14 protein-coding genes and 1 pseudogene are annotated in these 17,508 nt (G+C 72.5%); 11 read left to right on the top strand and 4 right to left on the bottom strand.

Going from position 1 to position 17,508, the window contains the following annotated elements; genetic code table 11:
* The first annotated feature begins 57 nt into the window (after window positions 1-57).
* Window positions 58-267, top strand: coding sequence for a hypothetical protein (locus tag IE177_RS16960; RefSeq protein ID WP_190016235.1), 210 nt, complete (start codon window positions 58-60; stop codon window positions 265-267).
* 216 nt (window positions 268-483) lie between these two features.
* The gene (locus IE177_RS16955) at window positions 484-2,457 is read left to right on the top strand and encodes a YncE family protein (protein WP_190016169.1); all 1,974 of its coding nucleotides are present in this window, start codon (window positions 484-486) and stop codon (window positions 2,455-2,457) included.
* A gap of 48 nt (window positions 2,458-2,505) precedes the next feature.
* Here IE177_RS16955 and IE177_RS16950 read toward each other — a convergent pair whose 3' ends face one another.
* Both IE177_RS16950 and IE177_RS16945 read right to left on the bottom strand, forming a co-directional pair.
* Window positions 2,506-3,906 carry a hypothetical protein gene (locus tag IE177_RS16950; RefSeq protein ID WP_190016168.1) on the bottom strand — a complete coding sequence of 467 codons (1,401 nt, stop codon included), beginning with the start codon at window positions 3,904-3,906 and terminating at the stop codon, window positions 2,506-2,508.
* Window positions 3,907-3,997: 91 nt separating this feature from the next.
* The gene (locus IE177_RS16945) at window positions 3,998-5,152 is read right to left on the bottom strand and encodes a PP2C family protein-serine/threonine phosphatase (protein ID WP_190016232.1); all 1,155 of its coding nucleotides are present in this window, start codon (window positions 5,150-5,152) and stop codon (window positions 3,998-4,000) included.
* Between the two features lie 153 nt (window positions 5,153-5,305).
* Between IE177_RS16945 and IE177_RS16940 the strand changes: the two genes are divergently transcribed.
* Complete coding sequence (locus tag IE177_RS16940) at window positions 5,306-5,788, top strand: hypothetical protein (protein WP_229816070.1); 483 nt, start codon at window positions 5,306-5,308, stop codon at window positions 5,786-5,788.
* Between the two features lie 237 nt (window positions 5,789-6,025).
* A complete protein-coding gene (locus IE177_RS16935) occupies window positions 6,026-6,982 on the top strand; it encodes a hypothetical protein (protein ID WP_190016167.1) in 957 nt (318 codons plus the stop codon).
* Between the two features lie 357 nt (window positions 6,983-7,339).
* Here IE177_RS16935 and IE177_RS16930 read toward each other — a convergent pair whose 3' ends face one another.
* Window positions 7,340-8,680 (bottom strand): aminotransferase-like domain-containing protein, encoded by a 1,341-nt coding sequence (locus tag IE177_RS16930; RefSeq protein ID WP_190016166.1) that lies wholly within the window; start codon window positions 8,678-8,680, stop codon window positions 7,340-7,342.
* An 88-nt stretch (window positions 8,681-8,768) separates the two neighbouring features.
* Between IE177_RS16930 and IE177_RS16925 the strand changes: the two genes are divergently transcribed.
* The 5 genes from IE177_RS16925 to IE177_RS16905 all read left to right on the top strand — a co-directional run bounded on the left by IE177_RS16925 (window position 8,769) and on the right by IE177_RS16905 (window position 15,435).
* Window positions 8,769-9,560: an alpha/beta fold hydrolase gene (locus IE177_RS16925; RefSeq protein ID WP_190016165.1), complete on the top strand. Its 792-nt coding sequence runs from the start codon at window positions 8,769-8,771 to the stop codon at window positions 9,558-9,560.
* Between the two features lie 16 nt (window positions 9,561-9,576).
* On the top strand, window positions 9,577-10,533 hold the full coding sequence (locus IE177_RS16920; RefSeq protein WP_190016164.1) for an endonuclease/exonuclease/phosphatase family protein: 957 nt from the start codon (window positions 9,577-9,579) through the stop codon (window positions 10,531-10,533).
* A 126-nt stretch (window positions 10,534-10,659) separates the two neighbouring features.
* Complete coding sequence (locus IE177_RS16915) at window positions 10,660-12,486, top strand: VWA domain-containing protein (RefSeq protein ID WP_190016163.1); 1,827 nt, start codon at window positions 10,660-10,662, stop codon at window positions 12,484-12,486.
* A gap of 141 nt (window positions 12,487-12,627) precedes the next feature.
* Entirely contained in the window at window positions 12,628-14,343 is a 1,716-nt protein-coding gene (gene metG, locus IE177_RS16910; RefSeq protein WP_190016162.1) for a methionine--tRNA ligase, read from the top strand.
* Window positions 14,344-14,784: 441 nt separating this feature from the next.
* Window positions 14,785-15,435, top strand: a complete 651-nt coding sequence (locus IE177_RS16905) for a hypothetical protein (RefSeq protein WP_308431561.1) — start codon at window positions 14,785-14,787, stop codon at window positions 15,433-15,435.
* 31 nt (window positions 15,436-15,466) lie between these two features.
* Here IE177_RS16905 and IE177_RS16900 read toward each other — a convergent pair.
* Window positions 15,467-15,679: pseudogene (locus IE177_RS16900) on the bottom strand (pectate lyase family protein); the annotation flags it as partial.
* Window positions 15,680-16,016: 337 nt separating this feature from the next.
* On the opposite strand from IE177_RS16900, the gene IE177_RS16895 reads away from it, so the two are divergent.
* Window positions 16,017-16,769, top strand: a complete 753-nt coding sequence (locus IE177_RS16895) for a nucleotidyl transferase AbiEii/AbiGii toxin family protein (RefSeq protein WP_190016161.1) — start codon at window positions 16,017-16,019, stop codon at window positions 16,767-16,769.
* 154 nt (window positions 16,770-16,923) lie between these two features.
* A complete protein-coding gene (locus IE177_RS16890) occupies window positions 16,924-17,508 on the top strand; it encodes a hypothetical protein (protein WP_190016160.1) in 585 nt (194 codons plus the stop codon).

The raw sequence follows: 17,508 nt of genomic DNA, 5'->3' as shown, positions 1-17,508 counted from the left end.
AGGTTAAACGGCGGGTTAAGCCTGCTTAATACGTTGCTGTCGTGGAGCGAGGTCGCCGTGCACGGACGTACATCCGCACCCTACGGACGCCCCACCCCCGAGCCGGCCCCCGCACGGCTGCGCACCGGCGGGAGCACCCCCACCGCCCGGGGTGTCGCCGCCGCCGTGATCGCCGCCGCGGCCCTGGTCATCGCGGCGAACGCCGGCCCGGCCCGCGCGGCGGAACCCACGCACGCGCCCACGGCCGTGCAGCACGCGGCTCCCTGAAAGCCCCTCCGAAAGCCCTGCTCCCCGAAAGCCCTTACCCCGGCCGCCCGCCCGGGCTTCCGCGCCGGGGGCCGCCGACGCTTTTGTCAGTGGCATGACCTAGTCTTCGCCCCCTAGTCTTCGCTCATCCGCCACACACGGCTCACAGGGGACTCACACATCAGCCGTACCGCGTGGCGCTCACCTCTTCATTCGTTCCGGGGGGTTCGAATCAGCGTGCGTAAGCGCATTCTCACCGCCACCACCGCCCTGGCGGTCGTCTTCAGCTCGGCGGCACTGGCCGCCGCTCCGGCGTTCGCCGACACCACCAAGCCCCTGCCGGTCAGGCAGACCGGTGACATCGTCGTCGACGGCGCCCACCAGCAGGTCTTCATCAGCGACCCGCTGAACGGCAAGATCGTCGTCACGGACTGGTCCGGCAACGTCGTCAAGCAGCTCACCACCAACCTCTCCGGCGTCAGCGGACTGGAGCTGTCGGCCGACTCCGGCACGCTCTACGCGGCCGTGCAGGACCTCGACGCCATCGCCGTCATCGACACCGCCACCGCCACCGAGACCACCCGGTACACGGTGGGCGACAAGCCACTGAGCGTCGCCCTGGCGGGCGGCAAGCTGTGGTTCGGCTACGGCGGTGCCGCCGAGGGCGACATCGGCAACGTCGACCTGACGAGTGAGCAGCACGAGGTCACGCTCGGCCAGGACGGCAACTGGTACGCGGCTCCCCTGCTGGACGCCGCGCCCGGTTCGAACGTGCTGGTCGCGGGCGCGGTCGGGCAGAGCCCGGTGGAACTCGCCTCGTACGACGTCTCCTCGGGCTCGGCCACCAGGCTGGCGAGCACCCGGGAGGCCGGCAGCAACCTCGGCGACCTCCAGGTCACGCCCGACGGCAAGGACGTCGTGGTGGCCAGCGGGGCGCCCTACTACCAGCAGGTGTTCCGTACCTCCGACCTCAACGAGGACGGCAAGTACGTCACGGACGCGTACCCGAACTCCGTCGCCATCGCCCCCGACGGCACCGTGGCGGCCGGCATCGACGGCTCCTACGAGCCGGACGTCTACGTCTTCCGGCCCGGCAGCGGCGAGGCGGTCCGCACCTACGACTTCCCCAACACCGGCCACACCAGCGGCTCCGACCTGCTGGCCGACTCCGGCCTGGCCTGGACCCCGGACGGCTCCCGGCTCTTCGCGGTGTCGTACAACAGCGACGGCGTCTACTCCCTGCGCGTGCTGACCGCCCCCACCAAGGCGGTCACCACCATCACCGTGAACGCCCCGGCCACCGCCACCCGTACCAAGGCGCTCACCGTCAAGGGCACGGCCGCCTCCAGGGTGGCGCTGCCCGCCGGCACCAGGCTGAGCGTCACCCGTAACGACCTCGAGTCGCCGAAGGGCAAGTCGCTCGCCTCGGTGACCACCAAGGCCGACGGCACCTACTCCTTCACCGACAAACCGCCGGCCGGCGGCAAGGTGAAGTACACGGTGTCCTTCGCGGGCGACGCCGACCACGCGGCGGGCTCCGGCTCCGACTCCGTGGACGTCTCGCGCGCCAAGCCGACGCTCACCGTCAACAACAACGGCAAGGTCTACTCGTACGGCAAGGACGTCAAGTTCACGGCCCATCTCGGGAGGACCTACAAGAACCGCACGGTGGAGATCTGGGCCGACCCGTTCGGCTCCGACAAGCCGAACAAGCTGGTGAAGTCCGGCAAGGTCAACTCCGACGGCAACCTGTCGGTCACCATCGACCTGAAGCGTGACACCAAGGTCACGGCGAAGTTCGCGGGCGACTCCCAGTACAAGTCCGCCTCCGCCTCCAGCACGGTCGGCGCGAAGGTGAGCCTGTCCACGTCGGTCGGCAACCACTACAAGTCGAAGTACACGTGGGGCCACACGTACTACTTCTTCCACAAGACCAAGAACCCGCTGGTCACGACGAAGATGTCGTACTACCCGGGCCGCAAGCACAAGCTCGAGTTCGAGGTCTACTACCAGGGCCGCTGGTACCCGAGCGACCCGGCGTACTTCAAGCTGGGCCCCGACGGCGTCTCCCGGGTGCAGATCACCGGCAATCACGCCGAGGACGTCGGCTGGCGTTTCCGGATCCGCTCCTCGTACATCAACGCCTCCTCCGGCGACAGCGTGAACTCCACGACCCACGGTCCCTGGAAGTACCTCACGTTCACCCGCTGAGGCCCGGGCCCACCCGGGACCGGACGGGCCTACCGGGTCTGGACGGGCCTACTGGGTCTGGAGCTGCCGCAGCTGCCGCTGGACGTTCTCCAGCGCGCCGCTGCGGCGGCCCGGCACCCTGAGTCTCAACTCCGCGAGCGCGGGCCCCAGTTCACGGGCCCGCGCCGCGTCCTCGATACGGCCCCACTGGTGGTGCGCGCGGTCCACGGCCGCCTCCACGGCGGGCGCGTCCACGGACTGGCCTGCGGCCAGCCGCACCCCGGCGACGTCCAGCCAGGCCCGGCAGCTGCGTGCCGCGTCCCCCGCGAACATCGCGAGATCGGCGCGGACCTCGCTCCAGTGCAGGGCGTCCTCGGAGGCCGGCCCGTGCGCCCGCACGGCGGCCAGCTCGTGCCGGGCGGCGATCGTGTCGGCCTCACCGTGTCGCCCCGCCCGCACGGCGGCGCTGATGGCGGCGTGGGCATCGACGGCGGAGCCTGCGGCGGACCTGACGGAGGAGTTCGGGGCGGACCTGGCGGAGGAGCCGGGAGCGGACCTGTCGGAGGAGCCCGGGGTGGACCTGTCGGTGGAGCCGGGGACAGGACTTTGGGCGAGCCCAGGGACGGAACCATGAGCGGGCCCGGCGGCGGAACCCGGGGAAGACCCGGCAGCGGGCCGCGGGACATAGCCCGAGGCGGACCCGGCGGCGGGATCGGCGGTGAACCCGGGGGCGGAACCCGGCGCGAACCCGGAGACGGCCCCGGAGACGGCCCCGGAAGCAGGCCGGGGGAGGGAATCAGCGACGGAGCCGGGGACGGAACCCGGGGCGGCGCCGAGGGCGAACCCCCCGGCGCCGCCCAGCACCAGGTTTCCCGCGATCTCCTCCGCGACCCGGCCCAGCGCCTGCTGGTGCAGCGTCTCCAGCGGCGGCCGGTGTCCGCTGCGCAGCAACGTCGCCACCGCCTTCATGTACGACGGCTCGGCGACGCCGCGCCGGCCGGGCGGGGCGACCCGGCCGTAGACGGCGGTGCTGGGCCCGCAGTCGAGCCCGCGCTCGACGACGTGCCGCCAGGCCTCCGCGTCCGCGTGCAGGTCCACGACGAGCGCGGTCCGATCGGCGGAGCGCAGCCGCAGTTCCTCGCGGATCCAGTGCCACGGCAGCGCGGTGTACCGGACGGTGGCCGCGGTGGTGCGGGCCAGGGCCAGATGCGGCAGGCGCTGACGGCGGTCAAGCTGGAGCTGGCCGCTGACGTACACGGTGAGCGGGCCGGGGGACGCCGCGGCCGCGCGCAGCCGGGTCAGGACGGCCTGCGGCTCCAGCGGGTCGGCGAGCTCCACCACGTTGGCCGTGTCGGTGCCGGACAGCACGGACGGCGCGACGGCCGCGAGCACCGGCAGCACACCGGCCGCGTCCACCAGGCGCCCCCGGCCCAGCGGCGAGGCCGCGAGCAGCAGCACGGTTCCTGGCATCGGTCCTCCCCCGGTCGGCCCTGTGGATCCGTGGTCCTGTGGATCCGCTCTCCAGCCAGCACCGTAGCCGCTGCTGCCGCGAACCGGCGCGTCAGACCTGCAAACGTCCCCGTTCGGGGGCTTCGCGCACCGCTCCCCGCGCCCGGCGCACGGCGAACACCGTGGTGTCGTCCTCCAGCGGGCCCCGGCAGTGCCGCACGACGCCGTCACGGACCCGGCGGACCAGGCGCCTGGGTTCCGCGCGGCCCGGGTCGGCGCCGACCGCGCGGCCGACCTCGCGGGCCAGCGGGTAGAACGCGCCGGACCCGTCCCGGGCCTCGCTCACCCCGTCGGTGACCAGCAACAGGGTCTCGTCGGCGGCGAACGGCACCCGCCGCACCGGCGGCGGGCCGCCCGCCAGTTCGGTGAGGCCGATCGGCAGCCCGTCACCACTGGGCAGCTCCCGCACCCCGTATGCGCCCACGGCGAGCGGGGGCTCGTGGCCGAAGTTGACGACCTCGATGGTGTCGGGGGCGTCCTCCGGGAAGCCGATCAGCACGGCGGTGGCGAAGCGGTCGCCGTCGTTCCTGCCGAGCGCGGTGGTCAGATGGCGGTGACGCCGCATCCGTGTCTCCAGGTGCTCGGCGACGGTCGCGAGGTCCCTCTCGTAGTAGGCGGCCTCGCGGAAGGTGCCGAGCAGGGCGGCGGCCGTCTCCACCGCGCCGAGGCCCTTGCCCTGCACGTCGCCGACGAGGACGCGGGAGCCGTGCGGGCCGGGCTGGATGTCGTAGAAGTCGCCGCCGACCCGGGCGTCTTCGTCGGCGGCAAGGTACACCCCCGCCTGTTCCAGGCCGCCGAAGTTCGGCGGCAACGGGCGCAGGACGGTACGGCGGGTGGTCTCGGCGATGTCCCGCATGTGGAGGGTCCGCCGTTCCTGGCGCACCCGCGCTTCGGCGGCCAGCGCGGCCAGCAGGCCGCCGGTCGCCACCAGGACGAAGTCGGCGAGACCGGCCTGGTACTCCTCGGGCCAGGCGTTGTCGACGGCGACGTACGTCACCACCGACACCAGGCTGAAGACGGCGGTCGTCCACACCCCGCAGCCGGTGGCGGCGATGGCGGGCACCAGGACGATCCAGGTGATGATCCGGAAGTGCTGGGGCGTGTTGAAGTCGGCCAGCACGATGGCCACGAGCAGCAGGAGGGGCACCAGCCAGGCGATGCTCCGGCCGCGCACGTGCAGCCGACGCCGCCGCCGCCCGTAGTCCATCCGCGTCACGGCGGCCAGCCCTCCATCACCCCAGCGAATCACGGGGGAGGAAGGGGCGCATCCGGGCACCCGTCACTCTCCTGGCCGACTTGCCAGGCCGTGCCCCCCGGTGTGCCCTGGTAGGCGGGGGCGAGGAGAGAGAGGAGTGCTCTCATGGCTCATGCGGCACCCGCGTCCGGCAAAGCGTCCCGGTCCGGCCGTATGTCCGGGGCGGAGCGCCGGGCATCCGAGAGGCACGGCCGTACGCCCGACGTCTTCGACGCCCGCACCCACAGGATGGCCCGGATCGCCGTCCCGGTGGTGCTCGGCCTGATCTACGGCTACTGGGCCGCGGCCAACCAGCGCTTCGGCGGCCCCGTCACCGGATGGAACCTGCTGTTCGGCTTCGTCACCGCGCTCGTGTTCGCCGTGCTGTGCGCGGCGCTGCTCGCCATGGCCCCGCGGATGCCCCGGGAAGTGCACGCGGTGCTGTGGGCGGCGTTCACCGGCGCCGCGTTCGGGTTCCTCTACAGCCAGTCGAACGGGCCGGTCTGGGAGACGGTGCTCATCTCGCTCTTCGTGTCCGCGGGCACCTTCATCACGCTCTTCTACCGCTACTACACCCGCGAGGACGCCGCCGGGCACCGGGTCCACTGAGCGGTACGGCATGTGCGTGGGCTCCGGTCGCTTCCGGCCGGCGCCCACGCACTCCCCTGCGTTCCCTCCTCAGCGACCTCCCCAGCACCAGGAAACACCCGCTCGGGTGATCCCTCCACCGGAAGGCGGAGCACCCGGTCCCGTGAGGGGGGCCGGGAGCCACCCGTGTGGCCCGGACGTCCCCCGAATGCAGTCCTCCCGCTCGCGCGACGCCCCCCGGGACCGTTGCCTGGAAGGGTGCCCCCACGTCTAAGGAGCGCCCTGTCGGCCGTACTGATCGCCCTGTCCTGCCTCCTCGTGCCGTTCGGCGCACTGGCGGCCTGGGCGGCGTACGGACTCGCCGACACGGGCCGGTACGTCACCGCCATGGCCCCGCTCGCCACCGACCCGGACGTGCGGGAGGCCGTCGCGGACACGGTCGGGGACGGCATCCTGCGCACGGTGGACGAGCACGTGGACGTCCGCGCGATGCACGGCTCCGTCCGCCCGTTCGTGCGCGAGGCGGTGCGCTCCTTCACCCAGACCCGGGCCTTCCGGGTGGCCTGGGACACCGGCAACCGGGTCACGCACGACGCGGTCCTGCGCGCCCTGCGCGAGGGGGACGAGCGGGACGTCACGGTCGACCTCGCCCCCGTCACCGTCCAGGTCAAGCGCCAGCTCACCCACGACCACGTGCCGCTCGCCCAGCGCATCCCGGTGGAGCACACCGCGGTCGCCGTGCTGCCCGCGGGCGACCTGGCCGTGCTGCGCACGGGCTTCCACACGCTGGAGGTCGCCGGGTTCTGGCTGCCGGTGGCGGCCGCCGCCTGCGCCGCCTGCGGGATCGGCCTGGCCGTCCGCCGCCGCCTGGCCGTGGCCGCGACGGCGGTGGGCACGGCCCTGAGCGGCGCGCTGCTCGTCCTGGCCCTCGACGCCGGCCGCCGGCTGACCCTCGACGACCTGCCCGCCGGTTTCTCCCACCCGGCCGCGGGCGCCGTCTACGACGCCCTGACCGGCCCCCTGCGCACCGGCGCCTGGATGCTGTGCGGCGCCGGACTCACCGTGGCCCTGACCACGTGGCTCACCCGCTACCTGGCACGCCCGCGCCCGCTGGGACGGCCCCAGCACCCCGCGCCCCACCCCGTCCCGGACCACCAGACCTCGACACCCGCCGCACCGGCCCCGCCCCAGACCCCCACCCAGGTCCGGGCCTGACACCGGCCGGACACCTTCCCACGGGGCCCCTACGGCGCCCCTGACAGCGCCCCGGCCCGCAGTCCAGTCCGGTACCGTCCCCGCCCCGCCGCGCCCCGCCGCGCGCCCCGCGCGCCCTGAGGCGGACCTGCGAGCAGCCTCGCCGGCCGGTCACCCCACACCCCGAACCGGCGGGCACCGCCTCCACGCCCCCTGAACCGGCAGGCACCACACGGCCACACCGCACGGCCACACCCCCCGAACCGGCAGGCACCGCCCCCTCCACCTCCGCGAACCGGCAAGCACCGCACGGCCACGCCCCGCCGCCAACCTGACTACGCGCCCCCCACCGATGCGAGCCCAGCTCCCCGGCGGCCGCTACGTCATCCCCGGCCCGCCCCGCGCGAGCCCGGCGAGGGTCGCCAGCGCACGCGCCAGGTCGGGCTCGGGAGCCGACGCGAGTCCGAGTCTGACCGCGTCCGGCGTCCGGCTGGGGTCCACCGAGAAGGCCGTACCCGGTGTGACCGCGATCCCGTGCGCACGCGCGGCGGCCGTGAAGGTGTCCCCCCGCCACGGCGCGGGCAGCTCCCACCAGGCGAAGTAGGCCGCCGGGTCGGACCGTACGGTGAACCCGGCCAGCGCCTCGGCGACCAGCCGCTGCCGACGCCGTGCGTCCTGGCGCTTGGCCGCCACCAGCCGGTCCACGGTCCCGTCCGCGATCCACCGGACGGCCGCCTCCAGAGCGAAGGAGCCCGCGCTCCACCCGCCGGACCGGATGGCCCGCGCCACCGCCTCGGTACGCCCTTCCGGGACGACGGTGAACCCGGCCGTAAGCCCCGGCGCCACCCGCTTGGACAGCCCGTCCACGAGGTGGACGAGCCCGGGGGCGAGCGCGGCGAGCGGCGGCGTGCCGCCCGGGTGCAGGAACGACCAGATCCGGTCCTCGACCACCGGTGTCCCCAGCCTGTGGACGACGCCGGCCAGTTCCTCCAGCCGTCCGGCGCCCACCGTCCGGGAGGTCGGGTTGTGCAGAGTGGGCTGGAGGTAGAGGGCGGACAGCGGCGCACTGCGGTGGGCGGCGGCGACACCCTCGGGCAGCGGGCCCTGCGCGTCCGCCGCGAGCGGGACCAGAACGATGCCCAGACGGGACGCGATCTCCTTGACCAGCGGATACGTCAGCGGTTCCACGCCCACCCGGCCACCGGGCCGCACCAGGGAGGCGAGCGTCGCGGCGATCGCCTGCCGGGCGTTGCCCGTGAACAGGATCCGGGAGGCGCAGGAGCGCAGGCCGCCCTGGGCCAGCAGGGAGGCCACCGCCTCACGGGCGGCCGGGGTGCCCGCGGCCGCGGCCGGCCGCAACGCCTGCGCGAGGGCGTCCGGCCGCAGCAGCGGCGCGAGGGCCGGCGCCAGCAGCTCCGACTGCCCAGCCGTGCTGGGGTAGTTGAGCTCCAGGTTCACGGAGGCCGCACCGGCGGTCTCGGCCAGGGCGCGCCCCGGCTGCCCGTCCGGCTCGGTGGCCCGCACGAACGTGCCGCGCCCGACCTCGCCCACCACCAGCCCCCGGCGCACGAGTTCGGCGTACACCCGGCCGGCCGTCGAGGGAGCGATCCCGTACCGCCGGGCGAACGCCCGCTGCGGTGGCAGCTGTTGCCCGGGACGCAGCCGCCCCCCGGTGATGTCGTCGGCGATCCGGTCGGCGATGCGCCGGTAGTCGTCCACTCGTCCCCCCGTCCGCGCCGGCACCTCTATTGCACCGAGGGCAAAGATCTTATTGCACCGATGAATTGGGGCGCCTAGGGTCACTGACATGCCCCCCTTCCTCGCATATGAGGACAAAGGCCCCGGGACTCCCGCCACTTACGGCCGGGTACCCCTCGTCCTCGTCCACGGCCACCCCTTCGACCGCACGATGTGGCACCCGCAGCTGACGGAGTTCTCCGCCGGCCGCCGGGTGATCGCCCCCGACCTGCGCGGGTACGGCGCCTCCCCCGTGACACCCGGCACGGTCCCGCTCTCCCGCCACGCCGAGGACATCGCCGAGCTGCTCGACCACCTGGGGGTGGACGGCTTCGTCCTCGCCGGCCTCTCCATGGGCGGCCAGATCGCCATGGAGTGCTGCGCCCGCTTCGGCGACCGGGTCCGGGGCCTGGTCCTCGCCGACACCTTCCCGGACCCGGAGACACCGGAGGGCAGGGTGGGCCGCACCGCCATGGCCGACCGGCTGCTCGCCGAGGGCATGCGGGGCTACGCCGACGAGGTGCTGGAGAAGATGGTCGCCCCGTACGCGGATCCCGACGTCAGGGCCCACGTCCACCGCATGATGACGGCCACCCCGCCCGAGGGCGCGGCGGCGGCCCTGCGCGGCCGTGCCGAACGCCCCGACTACCGCGCCCTGCTGACCCGGGTGCGGGTGCCCGCGCTGGTCGTGGTCGGCGCCGACGACACCTACACGCCCGTGTCCGACGCCGAGGCGATGCACGCGGCCCTGCCCGACTCGTCGCTGCACGTCGTCGAGGGCGCGGCCCATCTGCCGAACCTGGAGCGGCCGGAGGAGTTCAACCGGGCGCTGGCCGGCTTCCTGGCGCGGCTGGACGGGTGATCGTAGGCTCGCGATCGTGACCCGACGCCGTGGACTCAGGCTCGGCGCCTGGTGTGCCGGAGTGACACTGACAGGTGTGAGCGTGGTCGTCGGCTGCCGGGTGGCCGACACCGACGGCTTCACGCCCGTGCCCCAGCTCCTCGCCTTCCTGCCCTGGCTGCTCCTGCCCACCGGCTTCGCCCTGCTCTGCGCGCTGCTCGCCCGCTGGTGGGCGGGGCTGGTGTGGGGCGTCGCGGTCCTCGGCCTGCTCGCCTGGTACCTGGAGCCGTACGGCAGGTCCGCCGAGCCCGCCGGCCGGCCCCTCGCCGCCCTGCGCGTGCTCACCGCGAACGTCGGCTTCGGGCACGGCACCCCCGCCCTGGTGCCGCTCGTCCGCGACCGGCGCCCGGACGTGGTCTTCGTCCAGGAGTGCCCGTACGCCTGCCGGGCCACTTTGCAGGGCGGCCTCACCGACGCCTACCCCTACCGGCGGGCGGCGCGCGAGGCCGGCTCCCACGGCTCCCTGATCCTCAGCCGCTTCCCGCTGCGGCCGACCGCGGGCGTCCCCGGCACCATGGGCATGCCCGGCGCCGTCGCCGACGTGCGCGGACACTCCGTACGCCTCCAGCTCGCCCACCCGACGCCCCCGCTGCCGGACCGGGTCGGTCCGTGGCGCCGCGAACTGGGGCGACTGCGTGCCTTCGCCGCCGGCGGCGCGGACACCCCGACCATCCTCGCGGGCGACTTCAACGCCTCCCAGGACCACGCGTCCTTCCGCCACATCCTGGACACCGGCCTCTTCGACGCGGCCCGCCTCGCGGGCGCCGACCGCGCGCCCAGCTGGCCGGCGCGCACCGCCTCCGTCATCGGCGTCCAGATCGACCACGTCCTGGTCTCCCGGGACTTCGCGGCGACCGACGCCCGCTTCCTGCGTGTAACCGGCACCGATCATCGCGCCCTACTGGTCAACCTCACCCTTCACCAGCGACGATGAGCCGCAACGGGGAGCCGTGGACCGGCGGCGCGGTCGATCGCGTCCCCTCCCGGACCGCTTCGCTAACCTTACGTGTCCGTCCTGGCCAGCGATCGACGGGCACCAACTCACGCGAAGGGTTGCGAAATGGGCATTCTCACTCTCCTGCGGAACGCATTCGGCCGCTCACGCAAGTCACGAGCCACCGAGGCGGAGGGTGCGGACCGACTTCCCACGCAGCCCTCCACCCCGGAGCCCCGGACCACTGAACCGGCACCCCCGGCCGACGAGACGCCGATCCCGGAGATCACTCTTGCCGAGCCCCGCACCGGGGACACCCCGAGCCCGGAACCCACGGTGCCCACGGAGTGCCCCGCCCCCACCGCGGCGGTCCCCCAGCAGTCGGCCGAGCCCCGCATCCCCGAGGTCGCCGAGATCCCGGAGCCCCGTCAGGCGGCCCCCGACGAACACGACCTGGTGACAGCGGCCTTCGACAGCGTCCGCGTCCCGCACCCGACGGACCCGAACCGGCTCGCGGAGCCGGAAGCGGCGCCCGCGGCGAAGCCGGAAGCCGAAGCGGAGGCCGCCCCGGAGGCCGAATCGGCACCTGAGGCCGAGGCCGCCCCGGAGGCCCAGACGGCACCCGAAGCCGAGACGGCGACGAAGCCGGAGTCGGCGCCCGAAGCCGAGACGGCACCCGAGGCCGAGGCCGAGGCCGCCCCCGAGGCCCAGACGGCACCCGCAGCCGAGACGGCGACGAAGCCGGAGACGGCGCCCGAGGCCGAGACGGCGGCTGCTGCGGAAGCCGACGCGGAGACCGAGGACCAGGCGGCAGCGGAGGCCGAGGTCCCGACGGCGGAAGCGGAGGCCGAAGCGGCGACCGCGGCCGAGGGGGAAGCGGCGCCCGAGGCGCAGACCGCGCCCGAGGCGACGACGACGGCTGATACGAGCCCGGAGGCCCCCGCCACCGGGGAGAAGCCCGGGGAGCCCGAGGGCGAGGCCGCTCCGAAGGCGGAGGAGCAGGCCGAGACGGCGGCGGAGCCGGAGGAGACCTCGGTCGAGGAGACCACCGAGCCGGCGGCCGCCGACGGCGAGGAGGCCCCTCAGGGGCCACCCGCACCCGACCACGAGACCGGCACGGGTGGTGCCGGTGGGAACCCGGACGCCGAAGGCGAAGCCGGGGCGAAGGCCCAGCCGGCGGCGGAGCCGGACGCGGTCGAGGAGACCACGGAACCGGCGGACGCCGAAGGCAAAACCGAGGCGAAGGCCGAGTCGGCGCCCATCGGCGCCACCGACGACAACCCGAAGCCGGCCACCCCCCTCACCAAGGTCAAGTCCCGCACTCCCTCCCTCGCCACCGCCTACAAGGCCGCCACGGCCACCCTCAAGAAGACGGACCTCACCGGCACCCGGGCGAAGCTCTACCTCGTGCTGGACCGTTCCGCGAGCATGCGCCCGTACTACAAGGACGGCTCCGCCCAGGCCCTCGCCGACCAGGCCCTCGCCCTCGCCGCCCACCTGGACCCGCAGGCCACGGTGCACGTCGTCTTCTTCTCCACGGAGGTCGACGGCACCACCGACCTCATCCTCGCCCCGGACCACGAGACGAAGATCGACGACGTCCACGCCGGCCTCGGCCGCATGGGCCGGACCAGCTACCACGCCGCCGTGGAAGCCGTCCTCGACCACCGGCAGAAGAATGACGGAGCCGGCGCCCCCACCCTGGTGATCTTCCAGACGGACGGCGCCCCCGACGCCAAGACCCCCGCGACCCAGTCCCTCACCGAGGCCGCGAAGAACCACCCCGAGGTCTTCTTCTCCTTCGTCGCCTTCGGCGAGCACGACAACAAGGCCTTCGACTACCTCCGCAGACTGAAGACCGGCAACACGTCCTTCTTCCACGCGGGCCCCACCCCCCGCGAGCTGACGGACACGGAGCTGTACGAGGGCGTACTGGCCGTCTGGCGCCCGTAACAGGGCGTAAGCGCCTTACGGAACCGCCCGCTCCGCCGGATGCCGTCCGCTTCTCACCCCGCAAAACGGGAGGCGGACGGCATACACATGTCGGCTACGATTTCAAGGTTCGTACACTCAGCGACCTGGGAGCAGCCGCCAATGGCTCGACACCTCATCACCAGCGCCCTTCCGTACATCAACGGGATCAAGCACCTGGGCAACATGGTGGGGTCCATGCTCCCGGCGGACGTGTACTCCCGGTACCTCCGCCAGCGCGGCCACGACGTCCTGTACATCTGCGCCACGGACGAGCACGGCACCCCCGCGGAGCTGGCCGCCAAGGAGCAGGGACTCGACGTGGCCGAGTTCTGCGCCCAGGCGCACGACGCCCAGAAGGCGGTCTACGACGGCTTCGCGCTGGCCTTCGACTACTTCGGCCGCAGCTCTTCCGCGGAGAACCGGGACATCACCCAGCACTTCGCCCGCAAGCTCAACGAGAACGGCTTCATCGAAGAGCGCGCCATCCGCCAGGTGTACAGCCCCGCCGACGGCCGCTTCCTCCCGGACCGCTACGTCGAGGGCACCTGCCCCCACTGCGGCTACGACAAGGCCCGCGGTGACCAGTGCGAGAACTGCACCCGCGTGCTGGACCCGACCGACCTGATCAACCCGCGCTCGGCGATCTCCGGCTCCACGGACCTGGAGGTCCGTGAGACCAAGCACCTTTTCCTGCTGCAGTCGAAGCTGCAGCACGAGGTCGAGCAGTGGGTCGCCCGGCACGAGGACGACTGGCCGCAGCTCGCCTCCTCCATCGCCCGCAAGTGGCTGAACGAAGGCCTGCACGACCGCGCGATCACCCGTGACCTCGACTGGGGCGTTCCCGTGCCCGCGGACACCTGGCCGGAGTTGGCGGCCGAGGGCAAGGTCTTCTACGTCTGGTTCGACGCCCCGATCGAGTACATCGGCGCGACGAAGGAGTGGGCGGACCAGGACCCGGAGAACCGCGACTGGAAGTCGTGGTGGTACGACGTGGACACCAAGGTCCGCTACACGGAGTTCATGGCCAAGGACAACGTCCCGTTCCACACCGTGATGTTCCCGGCCACCGAGCTGGGCGTCCGCGAGCCGTGGAAGAAGGTCGACTACGTCAAGGCCTTCAACTGGCTGACGTACTACGGCGGCAAGTTCTCGACCTCGCAGAAGCGGGGCGTCTTCACCGACCAGGCCCTGGGCATCCTGCCCGCCGACTACTGGCGCTACTTCCTGATCGCCAACGCCCCCGAGTCGGACGACTCGTCCTTCACCTGGGAGCACTTCACCGCCACGGTCAACAAGGACCTCGCCGACACCCTCGGCAACTTCGTCAACCGCGTACTCTCCTTTTCCCGCAAGCGCTTCGGCGACGACGTGCCCGCCGGCGGCGAGCCGGGCGAGGCCGAGGCAAAGCTCGGCGAGGAGATCGCACGCCTGCTGGCGGAGTACGAGGAGCAGATGGAGGCCCTCCAGTTCCGCAAGGCGGCCGCCGCCCTGCGCGCACTGTGGTCGGCGGGCAACTCCTACCTGGAGGAGAAGGCCCCCTGGCTGGAGATCAAGACCGACAAGGACGGCGCGGCCCTCACCCTGCGCACGGCGATGAACCTGATCCACCTGTACGCGGTGGTCTCGAAGCCCCTCATCCCGGCCACCGCGGCGATCATGCGCGCAGCGTTCTCGCTTGAGGACGACACGGCGACGTGGGTCACGGCGGCCGAGGCGAAGTCCCTCTCCGCCGTTCCCGCCGGCACCCCCTTCACCGTCCCGCCGGTCCTCTTCGCCAAGCTCACGGACGAGGACCTGGGGACGTACAAGGAGCGCTTCGGCGGCGAAGAGGGATGACACCGACCGCGTAACCCGCCGACGGAACGACAGGGACCCGGAAACACGACGTTTCCAGGTCCCTGCGCGTATGCGGGCACCAGCCGAGAAGGCGTGAACGTTTCTCCCATACCCGAACGAGTGAATCATTTCGTTCGCGCCACGCCCCGGCTCTAGATCCCTCTACGTTGACCACATGGTCACATCCACCCACGAGGCATCTCACCGGATATTCCAGGACAGGCCGGAGCTGCTCACCCCCGTCTTCGACCTCCTCGGAGTCCCGATGTCCGCCAAGGCATCGGTGTCGGTACTCAGCGCCGACGTGACGGAGATTCAGCCTCTGGAACGGCGTGTGGCACCGTCCTGCGTGTCGAACCGTCCGATGGGGATGCCTTCCTTCTCGCCATCGAGACGCAGGGCCGGCGCGACAACCGCAAGGCGACGAGCTGGTCGTACTACGTGGCCTATCTGCACGAGAAGTTCCGCCTCCCGGTGCTACTCCTCGTCACCTGCACCGATCGGGGTACGGCGCTGTGGGCGACCGGACCATTCATCTGTGAGGTGCGAGGCTGGACCACTCACAGCACCCATCCCCTGGTCCTGAGCCCGGACAACGTACCGATGATCACCGACCGGCGAACGGCTGCCCGGGGCCTGGCGATGGCGACGTTCTCCGCCATCACGCATAGCAGGAATCCGGAGGTCCCAGCGATACTGGAGGCCCTGCTCGGCGCCCTGCGGGAGACAGACCCGCAGACCGCCATGTACTTCAGCGGCCTGCTGGAGATCGGCCTGGGAGACACTCCGGCCCGACAGACATGGAGAAAGCTGATGAGTTTCACCAACTTCTTCCCCGGTCGGGGCACCTTGCTGGAGGAGACCTACCTGGAAGGCCAAGCCGAAGGGGAGGCCAGGGGCGAGGCCAAGGCCATTCTTCGCTTTCTCGAAGCACGGGGTATTTCCGTAACCGACGCAGCCCGGGACCGCATCGCCCACTGCACCGATCTCGATCTCCTCAACCGTTGGCTGGACCGGACACCCCACGTGGAGAGCGTCGACGACCTCTTCACCGAGGACACGAGGGCCACCGCGGATCAGGGCGAAGCCTGACCCGCGGGCACCATCGTGATCGGTAGGGGTGTCAGTTCAGGACGCCCGCCCCTGTCGTCGTCGCCAGCGTCGTCGGGAGGTTCGCCGCGGAGTTCTCCAGGCCGGCGGTCAGGGAAGGCGTCCAGTTGACCGTCGTCTTCAGCTTCTTGGAGCTCGCGGCGTTGTAGGCGGCCACGAGGTCCGTCGCGGTGCCGTTGACGAGGTTGCCGCTGCCCGCGACCGAGCCGGTGCCGTCGCCGCTGAGCGGTGAAGGTGTGCGCGGAGTCGGCCTTCGTGCCGCCGGTGGTCCCCGTGCCGGAGGACGCCCAGCCGTCCTTGGCGGACAGCGTCTGATGGTACAGGTCGGCGGCGCCGACACCCGCGGCCACGACGGCGGCGGACACGGCGAGGGTGCGCCGCTTGCGGAGGGACCGGGGTGGGAGGGAGCTGCCACGGAGGAGTCCTTAGGGGTCTGCTGAACATTCCTCACGGACCATCAGTGGCCGCCGCGGGTGCAGAGGTTGCCGTGCGCGTGCGGATTTCCTCCAACACGGCGGCGCGGACGGCGAGCCGCCCCCCGGATCTGGCAGAGTACGCATGCCGTGAACCTCCCCGAACCCCATCGGCGGCTCCTCGCGGACGTCGTCACGGCGGGCAGCCCCTACGGGCTGGTGCTCGCCGGTGGATACGCCCTCCAGGCGCACGGTCTGCCGCCGCGCCCGCACGCCAACCTCGACTTCGCCACGGAGAGTTCCGAGGCCATGGACCGGATCGCCGGTGCCGTCGGCGCGGCGCTGGAGGCGCGCGGCCGGCAGGTGCGTCCCGGCCCCGTCAGCGTCCTCACCGCGCAGTTGACCGTCACCGACCCGCCGACCGGCGAGCCCTGCGTCCTCGCCCTGCACAAGGAGGCCTTCTGGCAGCCGCCTGAACTCACCGAGTACGGCCCGGCCCTGTCCCTGGAGGACGCCGTCGGCACCAAGATCCGGGCCCTGTACGACCGGGGCGCCGCCGTCGACCTCATCGACGCGCAGGCGGCCGCCACCCGCTTCTCCCTGCCCGGCCTGGAGGAACTGGGCCGCCGGCACGCCCACGACCCCTTCGACCTGCCCACCCTGCAGTCCCGGCTCACCGGCACCGACTTCTACGCCGACCGCGAGTTCCTGCGGTACGGCCTGGACGAGCCGCGGCTGGCCGCCCTGCGGGTCTGGGCCCAGCACTGGTCCGACGACATCGCCGAACGCCTGCTGGAGGACGGTGCCTCCCCGGACGACGAGGAGACCGGTGCCGACGCTGACGGCACTGACGGCTATGACGGCAAGGACGGCAAGGACGGCACCGACAGCACCGGCTGGTGACGCCCGCCGGTCCCGGCCGCCGGGCGTCCGGCTCGCACCGCCCAAGAGTTCTTGACGGCTTCTTCATGGGTCCTTCATGACCGCGGTCCTACATTCGTCGCCGCCCGGCCGGACCGGACCGGGCGGCGACGGTGTGAAGGAGCCCGGTAAACCCATGGGAACGAATGCGCGGCGGCGGTTCGGAGCACGGACCTGGCTGGCCGGAGTGGCGGCGGCGGCACTGGTGGGCACCGCGGGCTGCGGCGGTGACGGGGACGACGGCGGCGAGGTCGCCTCGGCCGGAGGCGGCAAGACGGGCGCCGGCTCCGAGAAGGCGTCGAGCGAGCTGACCGAGTACGTCGACGCGCAGCGCAAGTGGGTCAAGTGCCTGCGCGACGCCGGGCTCGACGCGCCCGACCCCGACGCCCAGGGCAAGGTGGACCTCGGCGACCAGTCCAAGTGGAAGCGCGACTCGACGGCTCTCAAGGCACAGGAGAAGTGCGCGAACCTCAGCGTGCCCGTACCGGACAGCGTCGAGAAGGCGCAGCAGCCGGAACTGTCCGAGGCGGAGATCCGCAAGAACCAGAAGTACGCCAAGTGCATGCAGGAGCACGGCGCGCCCGACTTCCCGGACACCGACTCCGGCGGCCACTTCCGGGACGTCACGTGGGACTCCACGTCCACGGGTGCCAAGCGGGCCACACGCACGTGCGCCTCCATCATCGGCGTTCCCACCGACGCGCCGTCGGCCCAGGGCTGA

This window comes from Streptomyces lucensis JCM 4490 (assembly GCF_014650035.1).
GTDB classification, from domain to species: Bacteria; Actinomycetota; Actinomycetes; order Streptomycetales; family Streptomycetaceae; genus Streptomyces; species Streptomyces lucensis.
This window is presented reverse-complemented; position numbering and strand designations above follow the sequence as displayed.

Coding starts and splice junctions, on each gene's coding strand:
- IE177_RS16950 (WP_190016168.1), bottom strand. CDS start 3,906: ATGCCAGGAACCGTGCTGCTGCTCGCGGCCTCGCCGCTGGGCCGGGGG.
- IE177_RS16945 (WP_190016232.1), bottom strand. CDS start 5,152: ATGGACTACGGGCGGCGGCGGCGTCGGCTGCACGTGCGCGGCCGGAGC.
- IE177_RS16940 (WP_229816070.1), top strand. CDS start 5,306: ATGGCTCATGCGGCACCCGCGTCCGGCAAAGCGTCCCGGTCCGGCCGT.
- IE177_RS16925 (WP_190016165.1), top strand. CDS start 8,769: ATGCCCCCCTTCCTCGCATATGAGGACAAAGGCCCCGGGACTCCCGCC.
- IE177_RS16915 (WP_190016163.1), top strand. CDS start 10,660: ATGGGCATTCTCACTCTCCTGCGGAACGCATTCGGCCGCTCACGCAAG.
- metG (WP_190016162.1), top strand. CDS start 12,628: ATGGCTCGACACCTCATCACCAGCGCCCTTCCGTACATCAACGGGATC.
- IE177_RS16890 (WP_190016160.1), top strand. CDS start 16,924: ATGGGAACGAATGCGCGGCGGCGGTTCGGAGCACGGACCTGGCTGGCC.